The organism is Arthrobacter dokdonellae, from assembly GCF_003268655.1.
In the GTDB taxonomy this organism is placed as follows: Bacteria; Actinomycetota; Actinomycetes; order Actinomycetales; family Micrococcaceae; genus Specibacter; species Specibacter dokdonellae.
In genome coordinates this window covers 4,198,549-4,224,073 of record NZ_CP029642.1, presented here as the reverse complement: position 1 = coordinate 4,224,073, position 25,525 = coordinate 4,198,549, and the positions used below count along the sequence as shown (strand labels likewise).

21 protein-coding genes are annotated in these 25,525 nt (G+C 66.4%); 13 read left to right on the top strand and 8 right to left on the bottom strand.

Going from position 1 to position 25,525, the window contains the following annotated elements; genetic code table 11:
• The first annotated feature begins 121 nt into the window (after positions 1–121).
• Positions 122–730, top strand: coding sequence for a TetR/AcrR family transcriptional regulator (locus DMB86_RS18810; RefSeq protein WP_113719125.1), 609 nt, complete (start codon positions 122–124; stop codon positions 728–730).
• A gap of 133 nt (positions 731–863) precedes the next feature.
• Here DMB86_RS18810 and DMB86_RS18805 read toward each other — a convergent pair whose 3' ends face one another.
• Complete coding sequence (locus DMB86_RS18805) at positions 864–2,006, bottom strand: glutamate--cysteine ligase (protein WP_113719700.1); 1,143 nt, start codon at positions 2,004–2,006, stop codon at positions 864–866.
• A 120-nt stretch (positions 2,007–2,126) separates the two neighbouring features.
• Between DMB86_RS18805 and DMB86_RS18800 the strand changes: the two genes are divergently transcribed.
• Positions 2,127–2,918: a shikimate 5-dehydrogenase gene (locus DMB86_RS18800; protein ID WP_113719124.1), complete on the top strand. Its 792-nt coding sequence runs from the start codon at positions 2,127–2,129 to the stop codon at positions 2,916–2,918.
• 185 nt (positions 2,919–3,103) lie between these two features.
• Here DMB86_RS18800 and DMB86_RS18795 read toward each other — a convergent pair whose 3' ends face one another.
• The 3 genes from DMB86_RS18795 to DMB86_RS18785 all read right to left on the bottom strand — a co-directional run bounded on the left by DMB86_RS18795 (position 3,104) and on the right by DMB86_RS18785 (position 6,097).
• On the bottom strand, positions 3,104–4,339 hold the full coding sequence (locus DMB86_RS18795) for a class I SAM-dependent methyltransferase (RefSeq protein ID WP_113719123.1): 1,236 nt from the start codon (positions 4,337–4,339) through the stop codon (positions 3,104–3,106).
• A 67-nt stretch (positions 4,340–4,406) separates the two neighbouring features.
• Positions 4,407–5,219 carry an ABC transporter permease gene (locus DMB86_RS18790; RefSeq protein WP_113719122.1) on the bottom strand — a complete coding sequence of 271 codons (813 nt, stop codon included), beginning with the start codon at positions 5,217–5,219 and terminating at the stop codon, positions 4,407–4,409.
• Positions 5,216–6,097 carry an ABC transporter ATP-binding protein gene (locus DMB86_RS18785; protein WP_113719121.1) on the bottom strand — a complete coding sequence of 294 codons (882 nt, stop codon included), beginning with the start codon at positions 6,095–6,097 and terminating at the stop codon, positions 5,216–5,218. Before DMB86_RS18785 ends, DMB86_RS18790 begins: the two co-directional genes overlap by 4 nt.
• 313 nt (positions 6,098–6,410) lie before the next feature.
• Between DMB86_RS18785 and groES the strand changes: the two genes are divergently transcribed.
• Positions 6,411–6,707, top strand: coding sequence for a co-chaperone GroES (gene groES, locus DMB86_RS18780; protein WP_113719120.1), 297 nt, complete (start codon positions 6,411–6,413; stop codon positions 6,705–6,707).
• Positions 6,708–6,781: 74 nt separating this feature from the next.
• A complete protein-coding gene (groL, locus tag DMB86_RS18775) occupies positions 6,782–8,389 on the top strand; it encodes a chaperonin GroEL (protein WP_113719119.1) in 1,608 nt (535 codons plus the stop codon).
• Between the two features lie 96 nt (positions 8,390–8,485).
• On the opposite strand, the gene DMB86_RS18770 is transcribed toward groL, so the two are convergent.
• On the bottom strand, positions 8,486–9,484 hold the full coding sequence (locus DMB86_RS18770) for a DUF389 domain-containing protein (RefSeq protein ID WP_113719118.1): 999 nt from the start codon (positions 9,482–9,484) through the stop codon (positions 8,486–8,488).
• Positions 9,485–9,659: 175 nt separating this feature from the next.
• Between DMB86_RS18770 and DMB86_RS18765 the strand changes: the two genes are divergently transcribed.
• Positions 9,660–9,905, top strand: a complete 246-nt coding sequence (locus DMB86_RS18765; RefSeq protein WP_129545601.1) for a hypothetical protein — start codon at positions 9,660–9,662, stop codon at positions 9,903–9,905.
• A 156-nt stretch (positions 9,906–10,061) separates the two neighbouring features.
• Positions 10,062–11,576 (top strand): IMP dehydrogenase, encoded by a 1,515-nt coding sequence (gene guaB, locus DMB86_RS18760; protein WP_113719116.1) that lies wholly within the window; start codon positions 10,062–10,064, stop codon positions 11,574–11,576.
• Positions 11,577–11,711: 135 nt separating this feature from the next.
• Here guaB and DMB86_RS18755 read toward each other — a convergent pair whose 3' ends face one another.
• On the bottom strand, positions 11,712–12,329 hold the full coding sequence (locus DMB86_RS18755) for a hypothetical protein (RefSeq protein WP_113719115.1): 618 nt from the start codon (positions 12,327–12,329) through the stop codon (positions 11,712–11,714).
• Positions 12,330–12,490: 161 nt separating this feature from the next.
• Here DMB86_RS18755 and DMB86_RS18750 point away from each other — a divergent pair, with 161 nt between their 5' ends.
• On the top strand, positions 12,491–13,615 hold the full coding sequence (locus DMB86_RS18750; RefSeq protein WP_113719114.1) for a GuaB3 family IMP dehydrogenase-related protein: 1,125 nt from the start codon (positions 12,491–12,493) through the stop codon (positions 13,613–13,615).
• Between the two features lie 98 nt (positions 13,616–13,713).
• Here the strand turns inward: DMB86_RS18750 and DMB86_RS21235 are convergent, their stop codons facing one another.
• Entirely contained in the window at positions 13,714–14,568 is an 855-nt protein-coding gene (locus DMB86_RS21235) for a PKD domain-containing protein (protein WP_227878499.1), read from the bottom strand.
• Between the two features lie 40 nt (positions 14,569–14,608).
• On the bottom strand, positions 14,609–15,343 hold the full coding sequence (locus DMB86_RS18740; protein WP_113719113.1) for a DUF6318 family protein: 735 nt from the start codon (positions 15,341–15,343) through the stop codon (positions 14,609–14,611).
• Positions 15,344–15,749: 406 nt separating this feature from the next.
• Here DMB86_RS18740 and DMB86_RS18735 point away from each other — a divergent pair, with 406 nt between their 5' ends.
• The 6 genes from DMB86_RS18735 to DMB86_RS18710 all read left to right on the top strand — a co-directional run bounded on the left by DMB86_RS18735 (position 15,750) and on the right by DMB86_RS18710 (position 25,490).
• Positions 15,750–17,489, top strand: a complete 1,740-nt coding sequence (locus DMB86_RS18735) for a glycerol-3-phosphate dehydrogenase/oxidase (RefSeq protein ID WP_113719112.1) — start codon at positions 15,750–15,752, stop codon at positions 17,487–17,489.
• Between the two features lie 20 nt (positions 17,490–17,509).
• On the top strand, positions 17,510–18,001 hold the full coding sequence (locus DMB86_RS18730; protein WP_113719111.1) for a PTS sugar transporter subunit IIA: 492 nt from the start codon (positions 17,510–17,512) through the stop codon (positions 17,999–18,001).
• A gap of 105 nt (positions 18,002–18,106) precedes the next feature.
• Entirely contained in the window at positions 18,107–18,940 is an 834-nt protein-coding gene (locus DMB86_RS18725) for an SURF1 family protein (protein ID WP_113719110.1), read from the top strand.
• The gene (locus DMB86_RS18720; RefSeq protein ID WP_220088550.1) at positions 18,937–19,449 is read left to right on the top strand and encodes a DUF3817 domain-containing protein; all 513 of its coding nucleotides are present in this window, start codon (positions 18,937–18,939) and stop codon (positions 19,447–19,449) included. Before DMB86_RS18725 ends, DMB86_RS18720 begins: the two co-directional genes overlap by 4 nt.
• Before the next feature lie 98 nt (positions 19,450–19,547).
• Complete coding sequence (gene guaA, locus DMB86_RS18715) at positions 19,548–21,137, top strand: glutamine-hydrolyzing GMP synthase (RefSeq protein WP_113719109.1); 1,590 nt, start codon at positions 19,548–19,550, stop codon at positions 21,135–21,137.
• 111 nt (positions 21,138–21,248) lie between these two features.
• Positions 21,249–25,490: an ATP-binding protein gene (locus DMB86_RS18710; RefSeq protein WP_113719108.1), complete on the top strand. Its 4,242-nt coding sequence runs from the start codon at positions 21,249–21,251 to the stop codon at positions 25,488–25,490.
• The last annotated feature ends 35 nt before the right edge of the window (positions 25,491–25,525 follow it).

The window sequence follows — 25,525 nt, the reverse complement described above, 5'->3', positions numbered from 1 at the left end:
GCGGAATGTTGGAGGGCAGGACTCCGCCGGTTGTGGAATGGACAAGAAGCTACCACAAAATTTGAGCGGGTACTCGAATTTGACGACGATGGATCGGGCGCGTGGTCTAAGCTGGCATGCCATGACCACCTCATCAGCGCAGCGGCCGGCAAAGCGCGGACCCTACGCGAAGTCCAAACAACGCCGCGGGAGCATCGTCCAAGCCGCCTACGAGGTCTTTGCCGCCCACGGGTACCGCGGCGGCTCGCTGCAGGACGTGGCGGACAGGGTGGGGATGAGCCAGACCAGCCTGCTGCACTATTTCCCGTCGAAAAGTGATTTGCTGCTGGCAGTGCTGCACTGGCGGGATTCCGTCACCGGCGACGGCAACCCGGGCGACCCGGAGGAAACCCTGGTCGACGCCGTGGTGCGGCAGGCGCGCTTCAACGAGACGGTGCCGGGCGTCATCGAGCTCTACACGGTGCTGTGCGCCGAATCCGTCACGGACAACCACCCCGGGCTGGAGTACTTCACGGAGCGCTATGAACGGCTGCGCCGCAGCTACGTGCGGGCGTTTTCGGCGCTCGCGGCGGAGGGCCGGCTGCGCTCGGGCGTTGACCCCGAGCGTGCCGCAGCCAGCCTGATTGCCCTGTGGGACGGCATCCAGACGCAGTGGCTCATGGCGCCGGAGCGCATCGACATGGCGGGGTGCCTGCGCGACTACCTTGAGTTGCTTGTCCTGCCGGAGTAGGGGGCGTCAACGGCCTCAATGCCGGCTGCCGCCGCGCGTTCGAGACCACCACCCCTCCGCTCGTTGAGGTTCGAGATAATCACCGCTGCGCTCCGCCTGGGGCGTCGTGATCTCGAACCTCAACGAGGGAGCGTCAGTTCCCTGCCATCTCCGCCACCAGTTCACGCACGACGGCGCGCAGGTCGCCCTGGTGCGCTGCCGCGACGCGGCGCTGGCGCTGGTAGCCGGCGCCGCCGGTGATGATGTCCTCGACGCCGGCCAGTTCCTTGGCGCAGCCGAGGCGGGCGGCGACGGGTTCGAGCTTGTTCAGCAGTTCGAGCGTGTGGTCGGTGACCAGCTGTTCCTTGCCGGCGGCGTCCAGGATGATGATGGCGTCCATGCCGTAGCGGGCGGCGCGCCACTTGTTTTCCTGCACGTGCCACGGCGGCATGGTGGGGATGGTGCCGCCGTCGTCCAGGGTTGTGGAGAAGTCCTCCACGAGGCACTGGGTGAGTGCGGCAATGGAGCCAATCTCCGCCAGCGTGGACATGCCGTCGCAGATCCGCATCTCAATGGTGCCCAGGTTCGCCACGGGGCGGATGTCCCAGCGGATTTCATTGGCCGCGTCAATGACGCCCGTGGTAAACATGTCCTGCACATAGGATTCGTACGCGGCCCAGTCCGGGAACTGGAACGGCAGGCCCGCCGTGGGCAGCTGCTGGAACATCAGGGCACGCTGCGAGGCGTAGCCGGTGTCTTCGCCATTCCAGAACGGGGACGACGCCGAGAGCGCCTGGAAGTGGGGGAAGTAGTTGACCAGCCCGTCCAGGACGGGCATGGCCTTGGAGACATGGTCCAGGCCGACATGGACGTGCACGCCGTAGATGAGCATCTGGCTCCCCCACCACTGGGTGCGGTCAACGAGCTTGGCGTACCGTTCCTTGTCGGTGACAGCCTGGGTGCGCGGGTTGCTGAACGGGTGGGTGCCGGCGCTGAGCAGTTCCAGTCCCAAGGGTCCGGCGGCCTCCCGGAGGACGGTCAGGTTGCCGCGCAGGTCCGCCAGGCCCTCCGCCACGGTGTGGCTGACCCCTGTGACCAACTCCACGGTGTTTTGGAGCATCTCGCCCTTGATGTGCGGGTGCTCGCCGCCGGCCATGGCGTCCGGATGGGCCGCGGAGATGTTCGCAAACATTTCATCGGCGCGGGCGGCCAATTCGCCGGTTTTCGGGTCAACCAGCGCGATTTCCCACTCCAAGCCCAGAGTGGACTGCTCAGATTTAGCGAAATCAATCTTCACTAGGGACGCCCCCTTGGCATTGGTGGAATTGTGTTGCAATGCGGCAAGGGTGCCGGCTGCATTCTGATTGTAGTTCAGGTATGCAGGCACAATGGGTGTGTGCCTATTCTGAATAAAGACATGACGTTGTGCATTTCCCTGGCCGCGCGGCCCAGCAACATCGGCACGCGATTCCATAACTACCTCTATGACGCGCTGGGCCTGAACTACGTCTACAAGGCCTTCGCGCCGGCGGACCTGGCCCAAGCCGTGGCAGGCATCCGCGGGCTGGGGATTCGCGGCGCGGCCGTGTCCATGCCGTACAAGGAGGACGTGATTGCCATGGTTGACGCCATGGATGCCTCCGCCGCGGCCATCGACTCCGTCAACACGATCGTGAACGACGGCGGCATTCTCACCGCGTACAACACCGACTACCTGGCCATCGCCCGGCTGCTCGCCGCCCACAAAATCCCCACCGACACCTCCGTCCTGCTGCGCGGCTCCGGCGGTATGGCCAAGGCCGTGGCGGCCGCCGTGCGCGACGCCGGGCTGTCGGACGTCACGATTGTGGCCCGCAACGAGGAAGCGGGCCGCGCGCTCGCCGGCCTCTACAGTTTCGCCTGGCTGCCGGAAGCGGACGGGGCCACGGCGCAGCTGCTCATCAACGTCACGCCGCTGGGGATGTCCGGGCCGGATGAGGGCGTCCAGTCCTTCAACGACGCCCAGGTGGCGGCCTCGCAGGTGGTGTTTGACGTCGTCGCCCTTCCCTCGGAAACGCCCCTGGTCAAGGCGGCGCGGGCCGCCGGCAAGCGGGTCATCACCGGCGCGGAAGTCATCGCGATCCAGGCTGAGGAGCAGTTTGTGCTCTACACCGGCGTGCGGCCCAGCCCCGAGCTGGTCCGGGAGGCGTCAGCCTTCTCGCGGCAGTAGTCCCACGCCCGGCGCCGCCGCGGCCTGTCCCATCAAGAGACGCTCCTGCACGTCCGGGGGCTTTTCGAGCAACGCTCCTGCACCAGGATGAAGGAGCGTCTGGCAATAACGCCCCGGATCTGAAGGAGCGTCTGGCAGTAACGCCCCGGATCTGCGGGAGCGTCTGTGCGTGGGGCGGGAACCGGCTAGAGCGAGCGGGGGGCGTCCACCGGGCCAAACGGCTCAACCACGACCGCGACCCTCTCCTCGCCGATCCTGGTGAGGATTAGGGTCGCCTTGTTGGGACCCTTCCCGGAGCCCGTCAGCAGCTGCCGGCGCAGCTCCTCGGGCGTGGTGGACACGCCGCGCTTCTTGATGTCCAGGACGCCGATCCGGTTCGCCTTGACCCAGCTTTTGAGCGCCTTGACGTTGAACGGCCTGACCTCCAGCACCTTGTAGGCGCGGGCGAAGGGCGTCTCGACGGGTTCATCCGCGCACAGGTAGGCGATGTGCGGGTCCAGCAGGTGGGCGCCGATGGCGCGGGCCAGCTCGGCCACCAGCCCGGCACGGATCACGGCGCCGTCGGGCTCGTAGAGGTATCCGGAGACGGGGCCGGTCTCCACGTCCTGGGCGGCCGGGTCGTAGCCCGCGCCGCTGGTCAGCTCCGCGGTCCCGTGCGGGCCGATGACCAGCGCGGCGCGGCGCACGCCGGGGCGCGCGAGCGCGTTGAAGTACAGGCCGGCCTCCACGACGTCGCCGTTGACGGAAACCCATTGGGCTTCCGCGGTGGCCGGCACGGCGTCGTGCGGGATGCCGGGGCCCATCTTCACGCCCACGGCCCTGCCCGAATCGGCCAGCTTTTCCACGAAGGACAGCGGGGGGGAGAAGGCCTCCGGGTCAAAAAGGCGGGTGGTGCCGGAGGTGCTGGTGGTGCGGCGGGCCGGGTCCAGCCAGATGCCGCCGACGCCGGCCAGGTCCACCTCCTCCGCCTGGGCGCACACCACCGTGGCCTGCGGGAACGGCATGAGGTTCACCGTGGCGCAGGCGGCGGTGAGCTCGTCCATTTCCACGGCCGTGACGTGGATGTCCAGGCTGGCCATGGCCAGGGAGTCCGCCCCGATGCCGCAGCCAAGGTCGGCCACGGAGGTGATTCCCGCCGTCGTAAACCGCTGCGCGTGGAGGGCGGCGATGCCCAGCCGGGTCGCCTGTTCCAGCCCGGCCTGGGTGAACAGCATCTGGCTGGCAAACTCGCCAAACTTGGCTTCCGCCCTGGCCCGGAGCCGGGATTGCGTGAGGGCCGCGGCGACGAGTTCGGGGGAGTGGCCGGCCTTCCGCAGGGTCTCGTTGAGCTTGAGCGAGCCGGCATCGGAGTACGGGCCAAGGGAGGACAAAAGTTCCCAGCCGTCGACGGTCAGGAGCGGGGATATTGCGTCGGTGGCCATGGAACCAGCCTACTGGCCGCGGCGGCTGCCCCGGGCACCGTCCGGAAGCCGGGAACCGCCCGGAAGGTCAGGTGTCCTTGCGGATCCAGCGGAAGGTCATGCGGCACAGGATCAATCCCACCACCAGCCACAGGCCCATGACCAGCGCCACCTGGTCCAGGTTCCACGCCCCGCCGGGCTCGATGGCTTCAAAGGACTCCGGCAGGAACACCGCCCGCATGCCCTGCGCCATCCACTTCAACGGGAAGATGCTGGCCACGTTTTGCAGCCAGCCGGGCAGTTGCGCAAAATTCAGGTAGACGCCGGAGATGAACTGCAGCAGCAGCACAATCGGGATGACCACCGCCGTCGCGGACTTGCCGGTGCGCGGCAGGGCGGAGAGCGCAATGCCCAGCACGCAGCTGGTGATGACGCCAAAGAGGAACACCCAGGCAAACGTGAACCACCTGCCGGCATCCGAGGGCATGGGCACGTTGAACGCAAAGCGCGCCACGAACAGCAGCAGCGCCGCCTGCATGATGGAGCTGGCCAGGACCATGCCGATTTTGCCGCAAAAGTAGGAAAATACCGGCAGGGGCGTGCCGCCGAGGCGCTTGAGCGTGCCGTCGCCCTTCTCCTGGGCAATGTCCACGCCCAGGTTCTGCACGCCGCTGAGCAGCATGCCGGCGGCCACCATGCCGGGGACGTAAAACGCCGCCCAGGTGATGCCGCCGCTGCCGTCCGGCGCCGCGCCGATGTTCGGGCTGGTGCTGAACGCCACGGCAAACACGGAGAGCATCAGGATCGGGAACAGGAAGGTGAAGAACACCGAGTCGCCCTGGCGGAAATACGTCCGCAGCTCGTAGCCGATGCGCGACCATCCCAGGCGCAGCGTCCTCATGCCGCGCCCTCCACGTCGTCCGCTGCGCCGGCCTGGGCGCCCACCAGGTCCAGGTAAATGTCCTCCAGGCTGGGCCGGGTGATTTCCAGACCCTCGACCTCGCGGCCGGCCTCGGCATACAGCCGTGCCGCGAGCGCGGACGGTGCGCTGGTGCGCTCTGAACGTACGACGCCGTCCTGCCGCCACCGCACGATCGGCACCCTGGCGCCGGCCCCGCCGATCTGGTCGATCGGGCCGATGTCCACGAGCCTTCCGCCCACAATCACGCCGGCGCGGTCCGCCAGCGTGGCGGCCTCGTCCAGGTAGTGGGTCGTGAGCAGGATGGTGGTGCCTTCGTCCTTGAGGCCGTTGACCAGCCCCCAAAACTGGTGCCGTGCCTGCGGGTCGAAGCCGGTGGTGGGCTCGTCCAGGAACAGCAGCCTGGGCCGTCCGATGATGCCCAGCGCCACGTCCACGCGGCGGCGCTGCCCGCCGGACAGCTTGCTGATCCGGGTCTTCGCCTGGGACGCCAGGCCCACCGCCTCCATGACCTCACCGACGTTGCGCGGGTTCGGGTAGTAGCCGGCAAAATGCTTCAGCTGCTCCCGCACGGTGACGTTGCCGCTCTCCCCGCTGGACTGCAGCACGATTCCCAGCTGCGCCTTCCAGGCCAGTCCGCCGCGCTGCGGGTCGGTGCCCAGTACGGTCACCTCCCCGCCGCTGCGGTCCCGGTACCCCTCCAGGATTTCAATGGTGGTGCTTTTCCCGGCGCCGTTGGGGCCGAGCAGGGCAAAGGTTTCGCCGTCGTTGATCTCAAAGTTGATGCCGTCGACGGCGGTGGCGCCCCCATAGGACTTCGTGAGCCCTCGGACGTGAACGGGCGCGTGGCCTGGTGTCATGCAAGCCATGCTTGCACCGCCGGGCCGCGTCGGCAACAGCCCCGTTGCCCGGCCAAGTGCCGCCCACCGTGCGCCGGAAGCGAAACCCGGCCCTCCGCCGTCGCACTTTTAGCCAGGTTTACTGGCACTCGCCTTGACCGAGTGCTAATCAATTCAATAGAGTCGGGTTAGCACTCTCACCCCGAGGGTGCTAACACCTTGGACTGCTCGTCCTGGGGGTCATCACCGGCACCGCGACGACGGTTGGGATCCCGCAACAGGTCAGGCGTCCTTGAGCCATCCATGAATTTAGTTATGTGAAGGGGAGGTCCGAGTGTCGGTCTCTATTAAGCCTCTTGAGGATCGTATTGTTGTCCGCCAGCTCGAAGCAGAGCAGACCACCGCTTCCGGGCTGGTCATCCCGGACACTGCCAAGGAAAAGCCCCAGGAGGGCGAAGTTGTGGCAGTGGGCCCCGGCCGCGTTGACGACAACGGCAACCGCGTCCCGATCGATGTTGCCGTCGGCGACGTCGTCATCTACTCCAAGTACGGTGGAACCGAAGTAAAGACCGGCGGCGAAGAGCTGCTGGTGCTTTCGGCCCGTGACGTGCTGGCCATCGTCGTAAAGTAACCACTTTGTGAAAGCCCCGCGCCCGGGACCGGACACGGTCACGCCGCGGGGCCTTTGCGTGAAAGGACAAACACATGGCTAAGCAGCTTGAATTCAACGACAGCGCACGCAAGGCGCTGGAGGCCGGCATCGACAAGCTGGCCGACACCGTCAAGGTCACGCTGGGCCCGCGCGGCCGCAACGTGGTGCTCGACAAGAAGTGGGGGGCCCCCACGATCACCAACGACGGCGTCACGATCGCCCGCGAGGTGGAGCTGGAAGACCCGTACGAGAACCTTGGCGCACAGCTGGCCAAGGAAGTTGCCACGAAGACCAACGATGTTGCCGGCGACGGCACCACCACGGCCACCGTCCTGGCACAGGCACTGGTCAAGGAAGGCCTGCGCAACGTTGCCGCCGGCGCCGCACCCGGCGAGCTCAAGCGCGGCATCCAGGTTTCCGTGGAAGCCATTGCCAAGCGCCTGCTGGAGAACGCCCGCCCGGTCGAGGGCGGCCAGGTGGCAGAAGTTGCGGCCATCTCCGCGCAGAGCCAGGAAATCGGCGACCTCCTCGCCGAGGCCTTCGACAAGGTTGGCAAGGATGGTGTCATCACCATCGAGGAATCCTCCACGACCTCCACCGAGCTGGTCCTCACCGAGGGCATGCAGTTTGACAAGGGCTACCTGTCCCCGTACTTCGTCACCGACGCGGAACGCCAGGAAGCCGTCATGGAAGATGCGCTCATCCTCATCAACCAGGGCAAGATCTCCAACCTGCAGGAATTCCTGCCGCTGCTGGAAAAGGCGCTCTCGGCCGGCAAGCCGCTGTTCATCATTGCCGAGGACGTTGACGGCGAGGCGCTCTCCACCCTGATCGTCAACCGCCTGCGCGGCACGCTGAACGTGGTTGCCGTCAAGGCTCCCGGCTTTGGCGACCGCCGCAAGGCCATGCTTCAGGACATTGCGATCCTGACCGGCGCCCAGGTTGTCTCCCCGGAGATCGGCCTGTCCCTGGACCAGGTTGGCCTGGAAGTGCTGGGCACCGCCCGCCGCATCACGGTCACCAAGGACAACACCACCATCGTTGACGGTGCGGGCACGTCCGAGGACGTTGCCGACCGCGTGGCACAGCTGCACGCCGAGCTCGCGCGCACCGACTCCGACTGGGACAAGGAAAAGCTGCAGGAACGCCTGGCCAAGCTGGCTGGCGGCATCGGCGTGATCAAGGTTGGCGCCGCCACCGAGGTTGAGCTGAAGGAAAAGAAGCACCGCATTGAGGACGCCGTGTCCGCAACGCGTGCCGCCTTGGAGGAAGGCATTGTTGCCGGCGGCGGTTCCGCCCTGGTACAGGCCGCCAAGGCGCTCGACGACGACGCAACGGTTGCCGCCCTCGAGGGCGACGCCGCGACGGCCATCGAGCTGGTCCGCAAGGCCGTGGCCCAGCCGCTGCGCTGGATTGCCCAGAACGCGGGCCATGACGGCTACGTAGTGGTCCACAAGGTGGGCGAGCTGGAAGACGGCTTCGGCTTCAACGCAGCCACCGGCGTGTACGAGAACCTGGTCCAGGCCGGTGTCATCGACCCGGTCAAGGTCACGCGCTCGGCACTGCGCAACGCGGCCTCCATCGCAGCCCTGGTGCTCACCACCGAGGTGCTCGTGACGGAGAAGCCTGCCGAAGACGAGGAAGCCGGCCACAGCCACTAGCGCTTAGCTGGGGCCCGCGTAAAAATTGCCGCCGTTCCCGCACATTGCCACCGATATACCGGCGGCATTTTGCGGGAACGGCGGCAATTCTTGTGTTCAGCGGCGAAACGCGCTGCGGACCCCTACGCCGCCGATGGCCACTTGCGCGTACTCCGCCGAGTAGCGCGTGGGCGCCGGGCGCCGGCGTCGAACCAGGCGGTAGGCGAGCAGCACCACGGCCGCGCTTATGACAATGCCGGCCACATTTAGGAGCAGCTGCAAGGCTGAGCCGCCGGCCCTGCCCGGCTCGCCGAGCACCAGCGCCACGGCAACGTACCCCGCGGCCGGGACTGTAGTGACCGAAATGAACACCCCCACCAGGGCAGCGGACTTCTTGCCGATGAGTGACAGCATGCCTGCCGCGCCGGCCAGCACCGCCACGATGAAGGAATAGGGCCCGGGGTGGTAGATGAACTCCGTGGCCCGGTTGTTCCCGAGGACATCGGCGGGATTGAACAGACCCAGCCGGCTGGAGGCCGCCGCGGCCAGGGCCGCGAGGACCATGGCAAGGGGAAAGCCGATGCACAGGGCAGCCGCGGCACGGCGCGCCAGCTTCCACCGCCGGTCCACAAGGGCCAGGGCAAGGCCGGCCAGAGGCCCAAACTCCGGGCCCACCACCATGGCCCCGACAATGGCAATGGTGGAATCCGTGACGATGCCGATTCCTGCCAGCTGGACGGCGATGGCCAGGAATGCCAGGTAGCTCCACGTCAACTTGGAGTCGTCGCTGGTGTCCTGTTCCACCTCGTCCCAGATGATGGCGTCGGCCCCGTCACCGGCCACTTCCTCCTCGGCCGCATCCAGCCGCTCGGAGATGACCAGCTCCGGGGCCGTGACGCTGACGGACCCAACCTTGGCGATGTTGAGGGTGTGCAGTTTTTGCAGAAGCATCTCCACGCTTTCGCGAACGGCCTGCAGGACAATGACATCGCCGGCGGGCACCATCGATGCGCCGGACAAGACGGATATTTCCGAAACGCCCGGATGGCCGCGGGCAATTGACACCACGGACCCGGTGAGGTCCGAGGGGGTAACAATGCGGATTTGCAGGGCCATCGGGTTCCTTTTGCTTGCCGGCGGGTGTGGGACAGATTCTACGAGACACTGCGGCAGCGCGGATGTGTCCGGGCTCACGAATTGCGGCTGTCCGGCCCGGCGTTGGTAGCGTGGATAGGAATTTCCGGCCGTCCGTGACGGGGCCGACAACCTGAAAGTGCCTGTTGCATGTCGATTGGAACGCTGGACCCGGCCAAACGCAAGGGGCGGCGCGCAACCGAGCCCGTCGTGGGTGCCGACGCTGCGGGGCAGCGCAGGTTCCTGCCTCAAGGACAGGCTCTGCAGGGACTCCACCTGTGACGCCGTCGTCGGCAACGTCCTGGTGTACCTCGACGACAACCACCTGACCTGGGTCTACGTCAAGACGATGGCGACGGACCTCGAGCAGCGCATCCTCGCCGCGACCAAATGGTCCAGGTGAGCGCGGCCCGATGTGGCGCACACCGCCAGATGGCGGGGAATAGGGCCAGCGGCCGATTCGTTTTAGACTGTATCCAACGCACAGACCAGCCCCGTAATGACGGGGCAGGCCATCGGATGCGCACCCCACCGGTTCTACCCCCGCCAAGGAGCCTTCGTGTCCCAGCCTGAAATCCATGATCCCTTCGCCTTCGTTGGCCTGACGTACGACGACGTGCTGCTCCTTCCCGGCCACACGAACGTGATCCCGTCCGAGGCGGACACCAGCTCGCGGATTTCCAAGCGGATCACCGTGGCAACCCCGCTGCTCTCGGCAGCCATGGACACCGTGACGGAGTCACGCATGGCGATCGCCATGGCGCGGCAGGGCGGCCTGGGCGTGGTGCACCGGAACCTCTCCATTGAGCGCCAGGCCGAGGAAGTGGACCTGGTCAAGCGCAGCGAGTCGGGCATGATCACGAACCCCGTGACGGTCGGCCCCGATGCGACGCTGGCGGACCTCGATGAGCTGTGCGCCCGCTTCCGCGTCTCCGGCCTGCCCGTGGTCGACCCCGACGGCCGCCTCGTGGGCATCGTCACCAACCGCGACACCGTGTTCATCCCGGACAGCGACTACCCGTACCGCCGCGTCCGCGAGGTCATGACGCCGATGCCGCTGGTCACCGGCCACGTTGGCATCAGCCGCGAGGATGCGTCCAAGCTGCTGGGCAAGAACAAGATTGAAAAGCTTCCCCTGGTGGATGACTCCGGCTACCTGCGCGGACTGATCACCGTGAAGGACTTCGCGAAGGCCGAGCAGTACCCGCTGGCCACGAAGGACGACGGCGGCCGCCTGCGCGTGGGCGCTGCCATCGGGTTCTTCGGTGACGGCCTCGAGCGGGCCATGACCATGGTCGATGCCGGTGTGGACGCCCTGTTCGTGGACACCGCCAACGGCCACAGCCAGGGTGTGCTGGAAATGATCGCCAAGCTGAAGTCCGATCCCGCGGCCGCCCACGTGGACGTGATCGGCGGCCAGGCCGCCACCCGCGAAGGCGCCCAGGCCCTGATCGACGCCGGCGCCGACGGCGTCAAGGTGGGCGTCGGCCCGGGCTCCATCTGCACCACCCGCGTGGTGGCCGGCGTCGGCGTCCCGCAGATCACCGCCATCTACGAATCCGCCAAGGCGGCCATCCCGGCCGGCGTGCCCCTGATCGCCGACGGCGGCCTGCAGTACTCGGGCGACATCGGCAAGGCGCTGGTCGCCGGCGCCGACACCGTCATGCTGGGCTCCCTGCTTGCAGGCACCGAGGAATCCCCGGGCGAGCTGGTCTTCGTCAACGGCAAGCAGTACAAGACGTACCGCGGCATGGGCTCCCTGGGGGCCATGCAGTCGCGCGGCAACAACACGTCCTACTCGAAGGACCGCTACTTCCAGGCGGACGTCTCCGGCGACGACAAGCTCATTCCCGAGGGCATCGAGGGCCGTGTGGCCTACCGCGGGCCGCTGTCATCCGTGGCCTACCAGCTGGTGGGCGGGCTGCGCCAGACCATGTTCTACGTCGGCGCGCCGACCATCCCCGAGCTGAAGGCGCGCGGCAAGTTTGTCCGCATCACGGCGGCCGGGCTGAAGGAGTCCCACCCGCACGACATCCAGATGACCGTCGAGGCCCCGAACTACCTGAGCAAGTAGCCGGCGCGGCCGCAGGCCGTCGAGGTTGGAGGTCACCACCCCTCGGGCCGTTGAGGTTGGAGATCACCACCTCACGGGCCGTTGAGGTTGGAGATCACCACCTCACGGATGTGGTGATGTCGGACGTCTGCGGAATCAGGCGTTAAGGGCGGACTCGAAGCGGACCAGCGCATCCTCCGCGGCTACTTCTTCTTCCGTGAACTCGGACTCGTCGCCGGAGCGCAATGTCCATTTCTCGGATTCGACGGCGCGCAGCTGGACGACGACGGGTTCGCGGCCGACGCGCACTCTCTTGACGACGGCGGTGGCAGGAAGTCCTTCGGCTGCGCCCACCAAGTATTCGCGGCAGAGATGCAGGCCCAGCGCCAGCATGGCGGTACCGGATTCGATGGGCTGGATCTCGTGCACGCCGAAGGGGCTTAGGCTCAGCAAAACGGCCCCGACGTTGGAACCGGCGGCAAAGAGCACGTGGTCGGTGGATGGCGTGGTCAGGGAAATTTCCAGCCATTCCTGCGCCTGCGAGAGCACCGTGCCCACGACGGCGCAACGTTCGACGGGAACAATTATCTCCCCCTGCGTCTCGGCCAGCCCGCGGACCAGCAGGGTGGTAAGGCCCGCGTTCTGCAGCAGTTCGTTGTCGGCATGCTGGTCCAGACGGAACAGCCCCAAAGTCGTGGCCGCCGACTCGGTGGGGGTCATGGAAAGCAGGGCCAGAAGCTCGTGGTCGGTCATGCGCAATTCGGTTTCGCTCATGCGCGCAAGCTTATCTGGCGGGCGGCCGTTCGTAGGTGGAGCGGTTCATGAAATCATTTTCTACACTGGGCGGCCCGCTCGCGCGAAGAGACCCCCTTGCGCGAACGTGGCCGGGCTGGGGGGTTTCCGGGCCGAGGGCCCTGCTGGGATAGGCTAGGGGCGTGACTTATGAGATCGAGATCGGCCGTGGCAAGCGTGGGCGCCGTGCCTACACCCTGGATGACATCGCGATTGTCCCTTCCCGAAGGACGCGCGACCCCAAGGATGTTTCCGTAAAGTGGCAGATCGACGCGTACCAGTTTGAAACTCCCGTCATCGGCGCGCCCATGGACTCGGTCATGTCGCCGGAAACCGCCATTTCGCTCGGAAAGCTCGGCGGCCTCGGCGTCCTGGACCTCGAAGGACTCTGGACCCGCTATGAAAACCCGCAGCCGGTGTTGGACGAGATTGCCCAGCTTGAAGGCTCCGTGGTTGACCCCGAATCCACACTGCGCATGCAGCAGCTCTACAGCGCGCCGATCCTGCCCGAGCTGATCACCCAGCGCCTGGCGGAGATCCGCGCATCAGGCGTGACCGTCGCCGGCTCGCTGACGCCGGGACGCACGCAGGAGTTCTACAAGACCGTGGTCGCCGCAGGAGTCGACATTTTCGTGATCCGCGGGACCACCGTGTCCGCCGAGCACGTCTCGAAGTCCACCGAGCCGCTTAATCTCAAGCAGTTCATTTACGAACTTGACGTGCCCGTCATCGTCGGCGGCGCTGCTGGCTACACGCCCGCGCTGCACCTGATGCGGACTGGCGCCGCCGGCGTGCTGGTCGGTTTTGGCGGGGGCGCGTCCACCACCACCCGCCGGGCCCTGGGCATTCGCTCGCCCATGGCCAGCGCCATCTCGGACGTTGCCGCAGCGCGCCGCGACTACATGGATGAGTCGGGCGGGCGCTACGTACACGTGATTGCCGACGGCGGCATGGGCTCCAGCGGCGATATCGTCAAGGCCATCGCCATGGGCGCCGACGCCGTCATGCTCGGGGCCGCGCTGTCCCGCGCGGCCGAGGCCCCAGGACAGGGCTGGCACTGGGGTGCGGAAGCGCACCACCAAGAGCTTCCGCGGGGCCACAGGGTCAGGATGGGCACCGTGGGAACGCTCGCCGAGGTGCTTCACGGCCCGGCCCACTCGGCCGACGGCGCCTCGAACCTGATCGGGGCCCTGCGCCGGTCGATGGCCACCACGGGCTATTCCGACCTGAAGGAATTCCAGCGCGTCGAGGTGCTGGTTTCGCCTTAGTTTTGTCAGTAGTCGGGGCGCCCCGGGCCGTTGTGGCCGGGGCGCTCTTTTGGTTTCTTCTCAATTTGCGTCGTCGCTGCCGACGCCGGTTGGTTTGCCTAGCAGCCGACGCCCGCGGGGTTTTGGTTGCAGTCGTCGGCATAGTTTTTCGTGACGGCGCGCCAGACGGTCAGACCGAGAGGGTTTGAGGTGAAGTGGCCTTGTTCGGGGATGGGAAGGGCGGGTCCGCCGTTGACGCTGTAGACGCCGTTGAAGTGGGTGGTGACGGTGATGGCGTATTTGCCGGTGGCGGTGTAGACGTGGCTGGTTTTGGTTTGTTCGCCGATTCTGTCGTCGGGCAGTGGTGCACCCGCGCTGATCGTCGGTCCCCAAAGGGTGCCGTCGCCGTAATTCCAGGTGTAAGTGGCGGGCGTGGCGGTGATGTGGACTTTTTGGCCGAGCAGGGTGAGATTGAATTGTTGTTCTGAGGCGTCGGCGTAGAAGTTGGTTTCCTGTCCGCGGAGGGTGTGGGGGCCGGGCTGGGAGCCGACCGTGGCAGGTTGGATGGGTGACTTTTGTAATTCGTGGCTGATTTGCGCGGCGATCTCCTTAAGGATGTCAACAGGCTTCTCGTCGTAGATGCAAGACGGGCCGGAATCGAAGACCCAAACAGGATTTGCCAGGATCCTCAGTGAGTGGTACCAGTAGACGGCTGTTCCATTCTTGGCTTGCTTGCATTCGGGCAGGCTGGCTGAACACGCCGGGTACATGGCCTGATCGGCAGCCATGCAGGCGAGTTTGTATTGGTAGATATAGGGGTCGGTGGTCACGGCAGATGGGAGTTGACCCCAGTGATCCGTTTCTCCGGGCAGCTGCTGCCAAACGAGTGACTTGGTGCCCGAATCGTTCCATGTGACATGGTCTGAGCCCTCGGCGACGCTTGGCATGCAGGGTAGAACTTGCGTCGCGAGCAAGGCGAGTATCGAGGCCGTCCACAGGTGTCGACGCCTCATCTCAGCCGACCTTGCTGCCTTGAAGGTGCTCCACAGTGTCGGCGATCCAATGGCCATTGACGTAGTGAGTGACAACGATGTCCGCAACGGAGGTTGTTACCCCCATGTCTTCGGAAAGACTCTTGTCGGCATTGAAGTACTTTACGTGCTCTTGCCGAACCATAGTTATGGTCTGGTAGCTGCCATCGGGCGCTGGGTCAATGTTTCCCGACACACTCTGGACAACGATTTGTCCACCCATGATCCACTTGTCCGCGGCATGGTTATTCTGCACGGCCCTCTTCATCGCCGTGCAGGGTTTGCATTCCGGATTACTAATGGCCATCATGGGTTTCGCGTCGCCCGTCTCGAAGGCGTAGCCGAGCGTGGAGTACCAATAGCGCGCGAAGGCTTCGAGCCCGGCTTTGGAGAACTCCTTGGCCTTGGCGGGCAGGACGGGGACGGGAACGTTTTGCGCGGGGCCGTTGGCCGTGGCGGGCTGGTAGACCGGGCTCGGTGCCGGCGTGGGTGCAGCGCTGGTGGCTACCGGCGCGGATGTTGTCGATGCCGCCGTCGGGCTGTTTGCCGCGTTGGGCGGGGCGCCCGAATGGGTGCAGCCGGTGAGGGCAAGCCCGGCGGCGAGGACCAGTGCGGCGGCAGCCAGGGCGGCACGTACTCTCAGGCCGTGGCGGGGCCTCCGACGGGGCCGGCGTTCTTGGGCTGGATGTGGTTGTGAGTGCGAACTGCTGGTCATCATGCGAGCCCCCGCGAGCCTGGTGGAAGGGCCCGTCCTGACCGGACCCTGTTTCAGCTAAACAACAAGCTACCCCAGATATGTGACACCGGCCACAACTTATCCACAGCCCTGCCGAACCCATGAAGTGGGGGCAGAAGGCGCATCGTCCCTCGTGACGTGGCGCTGTTCCGGCGTAATGTGGGGCGGAGTGCGCCTGGGCGCCGTTTTTAAGCCCTTGACACACCAAGCCGCGGCGCTGCGGGGGCGCATCGGGGACGGGCGGGGACGGGGTCCGACACGCTCGGCGGACCGGTCCCGGCGGTGCAAGACCCCCGTGAACACGCGGCGGTTTGCCCCCACTGCCTTTCTGGATGGCAACCGCGTAAGGTTTTTAGTGTCAGCTAGTCGTATCTCCAGGAGGTCCGAGATGTCTGTTTCACCCCATCCCAGCGGCAATTTGGGTCCGGCGGCGCGCGAGTCAAATCTCAAGGTGCTGCAAGCCACCTCCGAACCTGGCAAGGAATTGGACATTCTCATAGTTGGTGGTGGAGTGGTCGGTGCGGGAGCCTCCCTCGACGCAGTCACTCGGGGCCTGACAGTGGGGCTGGTGGAGGCTAACGACTGGGCGGCGGGAACGTCGTCGAGGTCGTCAAAGCTCATCCACGGCGGGCTGCGCTACCTGGAAATGCTCGACTTCGCCCTGGTGCAGGAGGCGCTGCAGGAGCGCGGCCTGCTCATCCAGCGCATCGCCCCACACCTGGTCCGCCCGGTGCCGTTCCTTTACCCGCTCACCAAACGATTCGTCGAACGCCCCTATGTCGGCGCCGGCATCCTCCTATACGACACCTTGGGCCTGACCAGCGGCAACAGCCGCGGCGTCCCCATGCACAAGCACCTCACCCGCCGGGGCACGCTCCGTGCGGCGCCCAGCCTCAAGGATGACGCCATGATCGGCTCCATCCGCTACTACGACGCACAAGTTGACGACGCGCGGCTGGTGGCCAACATCATCCGCACCGCCGCGAGCTACGGCGCGCACACCGTGAACCAGACCAAGGTCATCGACTTCCTGCGGGAGGGCGAGCGCGTGGTCGGGGCAAAGGTCAAGAATCAGGAGAACGGCGAGGAATTCGAAATCCGGGCCAAGCAGGTCATCAACGCCACCGGTGTGTGGACCGATGAAACCCAGGCCATGGTCACGGACCGCGGGCAGCTGAAGGTCCGGGCGTCCAAGGGCATCCATCTGGTGGTTCCCCGCGACAGGTTCCAATCCACCGTCGGCCTCATACTGCGCACGGAAAAGTCGGTGCTGTTCGTCATCCCGTGGGGACGGCACTGGATCATCGGCACCACGGACACCGACTGGAAGCTGGACAAGGCGCATCCGGCCGCCACCAGCGCGGACATCGACTACCTCCTCGAGCACGTCAACAAGGTGGTCAAGCGCCCGCTGACCCGCGAAGACGTCGAAGGCGTCTACGCGGGGCTCCGTCCCCTCCTGGCCGGGGAGAACGACTCGACGGCCAAGCTGTCCCGGGAACACGTCGTCGCACATCCCGTGCCGGGGCTGGTGGTGGTGGCAGGCGGAAAGTTCACCACGTACCGGGTCATGGGCAAGGATGCCGTGGACGAGGCCGGCCGGGCACTCGATGAGAAGGTGCCCGAAAGCTGCACGGAAACCATTCCGCTGCTCGGCGCCGGCGGGTACAAGGCGGCCTGGAACCGCCGGAACCGCACGGCCGACGAGTCGGGCATCCACGTGGCACGGGTGGAACACCTGCTCAACCGCTACGGCTCCATGGCCCAGGAAGTGCTGGACCTGGTGGCCGAAAACCCCGGACTGGCCGAGCCGCTGCCGGGTGCCGATGACTATCTCGGCGCCGAAGTGGTCTACGCGACGACGCACGAGGGGGCCCTGCACCTCAACGACGTGCTGACGCGCCGCACCAGGATCTCCATTGAAGCCTGGGACCGCGGCGTGTCCGCCGCGCCCGTCGCCGCTAGACTGATGGGGGACGTTTTGGGGTGGAGTGAAACCCAGGTCGACAACGAGGTGGCGCACTATCTGGCCCGGGTTGAAGCCGAACGGCTTAGCCAGCAGCAGCCCGACGACGTCACCGCAGACGCCGCCCGGCTGGGCGCCCCTGGAATCGTTCCGCTGACGTAGTGCAGACCTGAAAGGTACTGATGACAAACGGCTTGCTGGAGCGGTACGACGCCGAACTGACCAACCCCGGCCTTGTGATTTTGGAACTTGTGGCCGATTCCAAGGAAGATGCCGCCGCCCAGCTGGCCGCGAGACTCTTTGAACAGGGCAGGGTCAGCGACCTCGCGGGCTTCCTGCGCCACGTCAACGCCCGCGAGCACCAGATGGCCACCGGCCTGCCGGGCGGCATTGGCGTGCCGCACGCCCGCAGCGACTACGTCACGCAGACGTCCATCGCCGTCGGGGTCACCAAGTTCGGCCACAGCCTGGACTTCGGCGCCGTGGACGGCCCCGCCACAGTGGTCCTGCTCATCGCCACCCCGGCCAGCTCGTTCTCCGAGCACCTGGAGGTCCTGGCCACCCTGGCGCGCAGCCTCTTCAAGGAGAACTTCCGCGAATCCCTGCGCCGCGCCCACGATAAAGAGGTCATCGCCGAGCTGATCAACTCCACCCTGGTTTTCTTTGACCACTAGGAGCACGACGCCGGGACGTCCCCTGGCGGCGGCGGCCCGCCGTGGGTGCGCCGTCACCCCACCGCGCATTCGTTGTTCTACACGGTTACGAAGTACCGTTGTAGTGTGTTAAAAACCGCCGTCAAGCCCAAATGGATCGCAGCACTGGTCTTCGCCCTGGCCGTCGCGGCCGTCTTTGTCCTGCTGAGCCAGTGGCAGTTTTCGCGGTCCACGCAAACCGGCGTTGCCCCTCCGTCCGTCACGGAGAAGGTCCAGCCGCTGCTGAAGACGATCCAGCCCGGCCAGCCGCTGCTCGGAAGCGAAGAGGGCCAGCTGGTCACGGCCACGGGACATTTTGACGCGTCCAAGCAGGTGGTGGTGCAGTCCAGGATGCAGGACGGCAAGTCGGGCTTCTGGGTGGTCACCGCCTTCGTGGTGGACGGCGCAGCCAAGCTCACCGGGCAGGCGGCCACCGATGAATTGGTGATCCCGGTGGCCCGGGGCTGGATTCCGGACGCGGCGGCGGCCAAGGCCCCGCCCACGGGTACTGTGGCGCTTGAGGGCCGCCTGCTTAACTCCGAGGGTCCCGTTCTGGACAAGAACCTCCCGGCAGGGCAAGTCAGTGCACTGTCATCGGCCGAGTTGACCAACCTGTGGCAGACCACCACCTATGCGGCATTTGTGGTCTCCTACCAGGAACAGGTGGCCGGGAACGACGTCGGGGCTGCCGCGAGCCATGGCGACCTGGTGCGGATCACCGTGACGGCTACCGATCAAAACGGCAAGGTCAACTGGCTGAACATCTTTTATGCCGTTGAATGGGTGGTGTTTGCCGGATTTGCCGTGTTCATGTGGTGGCGGCTGGTGGCAGACGACTACCGCCGCGAACAGGACGCACTCTTCGACGTCCACCACGACGACGAGGAATTTGAACCAGACTTAGGAGAGTCAGCAAAGTGAGCGAAGTGAACCCGGCCCAGCCGAAAAACAGTGCGGCAGGCAACCCTGTTCCGAAGGCCGCGCCCAAGCGCCGGTTCGGCGGAACACCCGCGCAGATCCTTGGCGCCCTGAAGTTCTACAAGGTCCTCGCCTACGCCACCGGAACCATGCTGCTGCTGCTGTGCGTGGAACTTGTGGTGCGGTACGCCTTCCACAGTGTCCTGATGGCCGGCGGAAGCAATTCCATCACGGGCGCCGCGCACGGCTTCGGCTTTGTCAGCTCCGATGGCGTGATCGCCGGCGGCGTCAACATCTCCACCCTCGTGCTCATTGTGCACGGCTGGATGTACGTGGTTTACCTGATTGCCGACTTCCGCCTGTGGTCGCTGATGCGCTGGTCCTTTGGCCGGCTGGTCCTCATCGCTTTGGGCGGCGTGGTCCCGTTCCTGTCGTTCATTGTCGAAGGGCGGATCCACAAGGAAGTCCTGGCCGAGGTGGCCGCGAACCCGAAGGCCGGCAAGCGCTACTGAAAGAGCGGCAGGTGCGCCCAAGGAGGCGGGCATGAGTGTCCCGTCACGTGGCCGGCCCAACGGGCGGGCCGGTGGAAGGCGTGGGTTAAGATTGAACCGTGACTAATCCCGCTACGGCCCAGACTTCCCAGAAGCCCGTCCTGGTTGTGGACTACGGTGCCCAGTACGCCCAGTTGATTGCGCGCCGTGTGCGTGAGGCCAACGTGTACTCGGAAATCGTGCCGCATACCCATACAACTGCGCAGTTGCTGGCCAAAAACCCGGCTGCCATCATCCTCTCCGGTGGACCTTCGAGTGTCTACGCGGAGGACGCGCCCAACGTGGGTGCGGACCTCTTTGAGGCCGGCGTCCCGGTCCTGGGCATCTGCTACGGCTTCCAGGCCATGGCGGCAGCGCTGGGTGGCACCGTCGCCAAGACGGGGGCGCGTGAATATGGCGCCACCAACGTGACGCTCAGCGGCGTTGGCCGCTCCATCCTCGCCGCCACCCCGGCGTCGCAAAACACCTGGATGAGCCACGGTGACAGCGTCATGGCCGCACCGGACGGCTTTGACGTATTGGCATCCTCCGCCGGGGCCCCCGTTGCGGCGTTCGCCAATGAGGAAAAGTGCCTTTTCGGCGTCCAATGGCATCCCGAGGTCAAGCACTCGGAATTTGGCCAGAAGGTCCTGGAGAACTTCCTGTTCGAGGGCGCCAAGGTGGAACGCAACTGGACCACCGGGAACATCCTCGACGAGCAGGTCGAGCGCATCCGCGAGCAGATTGGCGACGCCCAGGTCATCTGCGGGCTCTCCGGCGGCGTTGATTCCGCCGTCGCTGCAGCCCTCGTCCAGCGCGCCGTGGGCGACCAGCTCACCTGCGTGTTTGTGAACCACGGACTGCTGCGCGAGGGCGAGGCCGAGCAGGTGGAACTCGACTTCGTGGCTTCCACCGGCGCCAACCTCTACGTCGCCAACGAACAGGACCGCTTCCTGAACGCCCTCTCCGGGGTTTCCGACCCGGAAACTAAGCGCAAGATCATTGGCCGCGAATTCATCCGTGCCTTCGAGGAAGCCGAGCGAGCCATCATCGCCGAAGCCGCCTCCGAGGGTGGGCAGATCAAGTTCCTGGTCCAGGGGACCCTGTATCCCGACGTCGTCGAGTCCGGCGGCGGCGAAGGCGCGGCCAACATCAAGAGTCACCACAACGTGGGCGGCCTGCCGGAGGACCTGCGCTTTGAACTCGTCGAGCCACTGCGCGCCCTGTTCAAGGACGAGGTCCGCGCCGTCGGCGCCCAGCTGGGCCTGCCCGCCGAGATCGTCGGCCGCCAGCCGTTCCCCGGCCCCGGCCTGGGCATACGCATTGTCGGTGAAATCACCGGCGAACGGCTGGAACTGCTGCGCAAGGCGGACGCCATTGCCCGTGCCGAGCTCACCGCGGCCGGCCTGGACGACGAGGTGTGGCAGATGCCCGTGGTGCTGTTGGCCGACGTCCGCAGCGTCGGCGTGATGGGTGACGGGCGGACGTACGGACACCCGATCGTGCTGCGCCCGGTTTCCTCCGAGGACGCCATGACGGCGGACTGGTCACGCCTGCCATACGACCTGTTGGCAAGAATCTCCAACAGGATCACCAACGAGGTGGAGGGCGTCAACCGGGTTGTCCTGGATGTCACGTCCAAGCCGCCGGGAACCATTGAGTGGGAGTAATCACCCTTACGGAGCGTTGGAGGGGGTCCGATAGTCCAGTTTAGGGCCTAATTTGGCCTCCTCCAGTGTGCCGAACAGGCATTGCGGGGTTGGGGCGATAGCCTGAATTGCATGTCAGTATGGTCAAGATCGTTCCGAGCGAGCGCAGAGAAGAAGGCATCCGTGTCCGAAGCCGCAAGTCCCGATGCGAGCTCCGTTGAGCTCCAAACTTGGCTTGCGGGACTGGACAGCTACGCCGGACCTGATACCGCGCTGGCTTTCCGGAAGACGGGAACCGGCTGCATCGACCTCACGCACGCCCACCCGTCCGGCCTGGCCCAGCTCCTGGCGGGCCGCAAGACGCGCTTGTCGACGCTGATCCGCGAACCCGAACACTACGCCTCCGCCAAGCGTGCCGCGGCGGCGCTGCGCGCCAAGATCTTTGAGCTGAGCACCGACCGGGGGATCGACGTCGGATACCTCGCCGCCGGGCTGGCCCGCTGGTCCGCCGTCGGCGGCCCCAACAGCGGAGATGTCTGCGCGCCCGTGCTGCTGGCCGGCGTCGCACTGACCGTCCGGGCAGGGCAGGACGACTATGAGCTCCAGCTCATGGAGCAGGCGCAACTGAACCCGGCCTTGGTGGCCCATCTGGCCCAGAACGCCAACATCAGGGTGGACGCGGCCGCCCTGGGCCGCCTGGCCTACAGCACGGCCCGCTTCGACCCGGCCCCCGTGCTGGACAAGTTGCGCACGCTGCTGGCCCCCATTGCCGGCGCCACCGTGGAGCAGGACCTGCTGGTCTCCTCGTTCGCGTTCCTGGCCGACAACCTGCGCGACCCTGCCCTGCTGGCCGGGACCGAACTGCTGGGCCGGCTGCAGCGCAACAGCGACGGCGACGTGCTGCCGGTGGAGCTGGCACCCGACTTTGCCCGCTTCACCCCCCTGGACGAGCGCAGCCCCGAGGACGAAATCCTGGTCCGCGACGCCGATCCGCAGCAGCAGTACGTGCTGGACCTGATCGGTGAAGGCGAATCCGTGCTGGTGTCCACGCCTCCCGGAACCGGCCAGACACAGACCGCCATCAACGCCATCGCCCAGCTGGTCCACGACGGAAAGAGTGTGCTGGTGGTGGGTGAGCGCCGCAGCACCCTGAACGAGCTGGCACAGATCCTGGGCAGCATGGACCTGGATTCGCTGCTCCTGCAGCTCAGCGCCCAGACCGGCCCGCAGCAGATCAAGTCCCAGCTGATCCGCGCCATCACGCGCAACGAAAAGGCGCAGGAACCCCAGCTGACCAGCCTGCACCAGACCCTCGTTGACCACCGCCACCAGCTGGTTGACCATGTGGCCAGCCTGCACAACGTCCGTGACCGCTGGGGCTGCTCGCCCTACCAGGCCATGCAGTCGCTGGCGGAACTGACCTCCATCCACCCGGCGCCGTCCACCACGGTCCGGCTCAAGCGCAGCGTCCTGGACAGCATCAAGGAACGCGGTGAACTGAGCGCGCGCATGCGCCGCGCCGCCGAACTCGGCTCCTTCAGCAAGGCCGCCGTCGGCAGCGCCTGGCATGGGGCACGCCTGGTGACCCGGAAGGAAACCGAGGCCGCCTACGCGCTGGCGGAAGAACTGTTCAAGGCCGTCCCGGCCTTTGCGGAAAAAATGCGCGAAGTTGCCGAGTTCGGACAGATCCGCAACGGAAGCACCTTTGGCGAATGGGGCCGCCAGCTCGACATGCTGGTGGCCATCCGGGAAAGCCTGGACAAGTTCAAGTCCGATGTCTTTGACTGGCCCATCGACGAGATGATCGCCGCGACGGCCACTGCCGCGTGGCGCCGTGATCGCGGCATCGACATGCCGGCCCTGCAGCGCGCACGGTACCGGCGCAACGCCAAGGACTTTGTCCGTCCCGGCGTGCACATCGCCGACCTGCACGAGTCCCTGGTGCTGGTCAACGAGCAAAGCACGCGCTGGGCGGAGGCCGCCACCAGCAAGCGGCACCCGACGGTCCCGGCCGGCCTGGCCGAGCTGAACCGAAGCTACCGGGACCTGAGCGCGAAGCTGACAACGTTGGGGACGGTGCTGGAACGCACCGTGGACGGCGGGGACCTAGCCAACGTCAACGCCGCCGAACTGGTGGGCCGTCTCGACGCCCTGGTCCAGGACAAGGTCTCGCTGGAAACCCTGCCCGAGCGCACCCTGCTGCTGGAAAGCATGCGGGAGCAGGGGCTGGGTGAACTCCTCGACGACATGGCCCGCCGCGAGGTTGCGCCGTCGGAAACTCGCGCCGAACTCGAATTGGCCTGGTGGCAGTCGGCGCTGGAAGCAATGATCAGCGGCGATGACTATCTGGCCATGTCCGACGGCGACAAGCTGCGCCGGCTCGAGGCGGAGTTCCGCCTGGCCGACCAGGCGCATGTCGCGTCCGGCCCCGCCCGGATCCGGTGGAAGCTGGCCCAGGAGTGGCGCGAGGTGGTTGCCGGACGCAACCGCCAGGGCGAGATGCTGCGCAACGTCCTCAAGGACGGCCGTGTCTCCCTCGAGGCCCTCGGAGTCCAGGCGCCGGACCTGTTGAAGAACCTCGTCCCCGTCTTCACCGCCAGCCCGCTGGTCGTGCCCTCCGTGATCCCCGCGGGGTTCCGCTTTGACACGGTGGTCATCCTCGACGCCGAATCCACCTCGCTCCAATCCGCCCTGCCGGCCCTGGCCCGGGCGGACCAGGTGGTGGCCTTTGGCGACGAGCAGACCGCCTGTCCCCGCAGTTTCACCGTCGCCGCGGGAGACCCCGGAAACCGGGTGGACCAGCATCCGCTGGAAAGCGTGCTGGGCGCACTGTCCCGGGTCCTGCCGCGGCACCGGCTGACGGTTTCCTACCGCGCCGTCGACGAGGACCTGGTGCTGCAGCTGAGCCGTGGCTTCTACGATTCGCAGCTGGAGCGCCTGCCGGACGGCCGTGCCGTGACGGGGCTGGAACGCTCCCTGACCGTGGACTACCTGCCGGACGGCAAGGGCCTTCCCGGCGCCGGCGACGGCGGTGTGGAATCGGTGGTGGCCGAGGTCAACCGCGTCGTGGACATGGTGTTCGAACATGCACGGGTGCGGCCGCGCGAATCGCTGGCGGTCATCACGGCCAGCGAACGCCACGCCGTCCGCGTGGCACAGGCCATCCGCCTGCAAATGGCCAACCACCCCCTGCTGGTGGCCTTCTTTGATTCCGGGCCCGAGTCCTTCCGTGTTGTCACGGTGGACCGCGCCGCGGGATTGGTCCGCGACCGCGTCATTTTCTCCCTGGGCTATGGGCGCACGCCCCACGGCCGGGCGCTGCACGGCTTTGGCCCGCTGTCGGAACCTGACGGCCGTGCGAAGTTTGCGCTGGCGATGACCCGGGCCAGGAGCCACATCCACATCATCAGCTGCTTCCGTCCGGAAGACCTGGACGAGACGCGGCTCAGCCATGGCGCGGTGGACTTCTTTGAGCTCCTGGACCGTGAACTGGCCGGAAAGTCCCTGTTGGGGACGCCTGCTTCGCGGGCCGAGGACAGCGAGCGGGAGAGCGGGGAGGACCCGCTGGTTGCCGACCTTGCCGACCGGCTGCGTGCCCGCGGCGCCAGGGTGTGGCACCACTACGACGGCGCCGTGGACATAGTTGCGGCGCCGGACCCGGTGACGCTGCTGGGACGCGAGGACCATGAGATCCCCGTGCCCGTGGCCGTGGAGTCCGACGGCACCGCCAAATACCAGAACATGAGCGTCCGCGAACGCAGCCGCCTCCGCCCGCAGATGCTGGAACGGCTTGGCTGGCGCTATGTGCCGCTGTGGACCATTGAAGTCTTTACCGACCCGTCCAGCTGCGCCGACCAGATTGGCCGGCACCTGGGACTGGTCTCGACCACGGGCGACGACGACCTGCCGTCCCTGATGGGGACGCCGCTGGACACGTCCATGACCGCCATCATCGATTCCCCCCGATCCCGGCGTCGGCAGGCAGCCGGCGGCCAGGATGTCCCCACGGTAAACCGCCAGCGATCCACCGGAACGGATCCCCAGGGCGTACAGCCTGAAGTCGGGGAGGCACCAACAGCAAATGAAGAAAGCGTGAACCCGGTGGGCAACCCCGATAAAGACATGAACGGCTCCAGCTCCCCTGCGGAGGGCGATGGCCCGGCCGGCAGCGACGGCCCGGCCGCCGGAAATGCCTCGGCGGCCGCCAATGGCCCGGGGGACGGGGACGGTCCCGCGCCGGAAACCAAGGCCGACGATTCGGAAGTGCTGCCCACGGTGGCCCCTCACGACGAGGCTCACACCTGGGGAGACGACCCCGGCGACCGCGGCCACGACGCGTGGCTGCGGGAGAACAAGCCTCCGCACTGGGGCTGACCCCGTACCTGGGGCTGATCCCGTTCTCCGAACTG

What these genes read in the sequence shown, in the direction of transcription:
- DMB86_RS18785 (WP_113719121.1), bottom strand. Translation starts at nt 6,097, where the DNA reads ATGACACCAGGCCACGCGCCCGTTCACGTCCGAGGGCTCACGAAGTCC.
- DMB86_RS18740 (WP_113719113.1), bottom strand. Translation starts at nt 15,343, where the DNA reads ATGATGACCAGCAGTTCGCACTCACAACCACATCCAGCCCAAGAACGC.
- DMB86_RS18710 (WP_113719108.1), top strand. Translation starts at nt 21,249, where the DNA reads ATGTCAGTATGGTCAAGATCGTTCCGAGCGAGCGCAGAGAAGAAGGCA.
- DMB86_RS18755 (WP_113719115.1), bottom strand. Translation starts at nt 12,329, where the DNA reads ATGAGCGAAACCGAATTGCGCATGACCGACCACGAGCTTCTGGCCCTG.
- DMB86_RS18795 (WP_113719123.1), bottom strand. Translation starts at nt 4,339, where the DNA reads ATGGCCACCGACGCAATATCCCCGCTCCTGACCGTCGACGGCTGGGAA.
- DMB86_RS18730 (WP_113719111.1), top strand. Translation starts at nt 17,510, where the DNA reads ATGACAAACGGCTTGCTGGAGCGGTACGACGCCGAACTGACCAACCCC.
- DMB86_RS18800 (WP_113719124.1), top strand. Translation starts at nt 2,127, where the DNA reads ATGACGTTGTGCATTTCCCTGGCCGCGCGGCCCAGCAACATCGGCACG.
- groL (WP_113719119.1), top strand. Translation starts at nt 6,782, where the DNA reads ATGGCTAAGCAGCTTGAATTCAACGACAGCGCACGCAAGGCGCTGGAG.
- DMB86_RS18790 (WP_113719122.1), bottom strand. Translation starts at nt 5,219, where the DNA reads ATGAGGACGCTGCGCCTGGGATGGTCGCGCATCGGCTACGAGCTGCGG.
- DMB86_RS18810 (WP_113719125.1), top strand. Translation starts at nt 122, where the DNA reads ATGACCACCTCATCAGCGCAGCGGCCGGCAAAGCGCGGACCCTACGCG.
- DMB86_RS18770 (WP_113719118.1), bottom strand. Translation starts at nt 9,484, where the DNA reads ATGGCCCTGCAAATCCGCATTGTTACCCCCTCGGACCTCACCGGGTCC.
- DMB86_RS18735 (WP_113719112.1), top strand. Translation starts at nt 15,750, where the DNA reads ATGTCTGTTTCACCCCATCCCAGCGGCAATTTGGGTCCGGCGGCGCGC.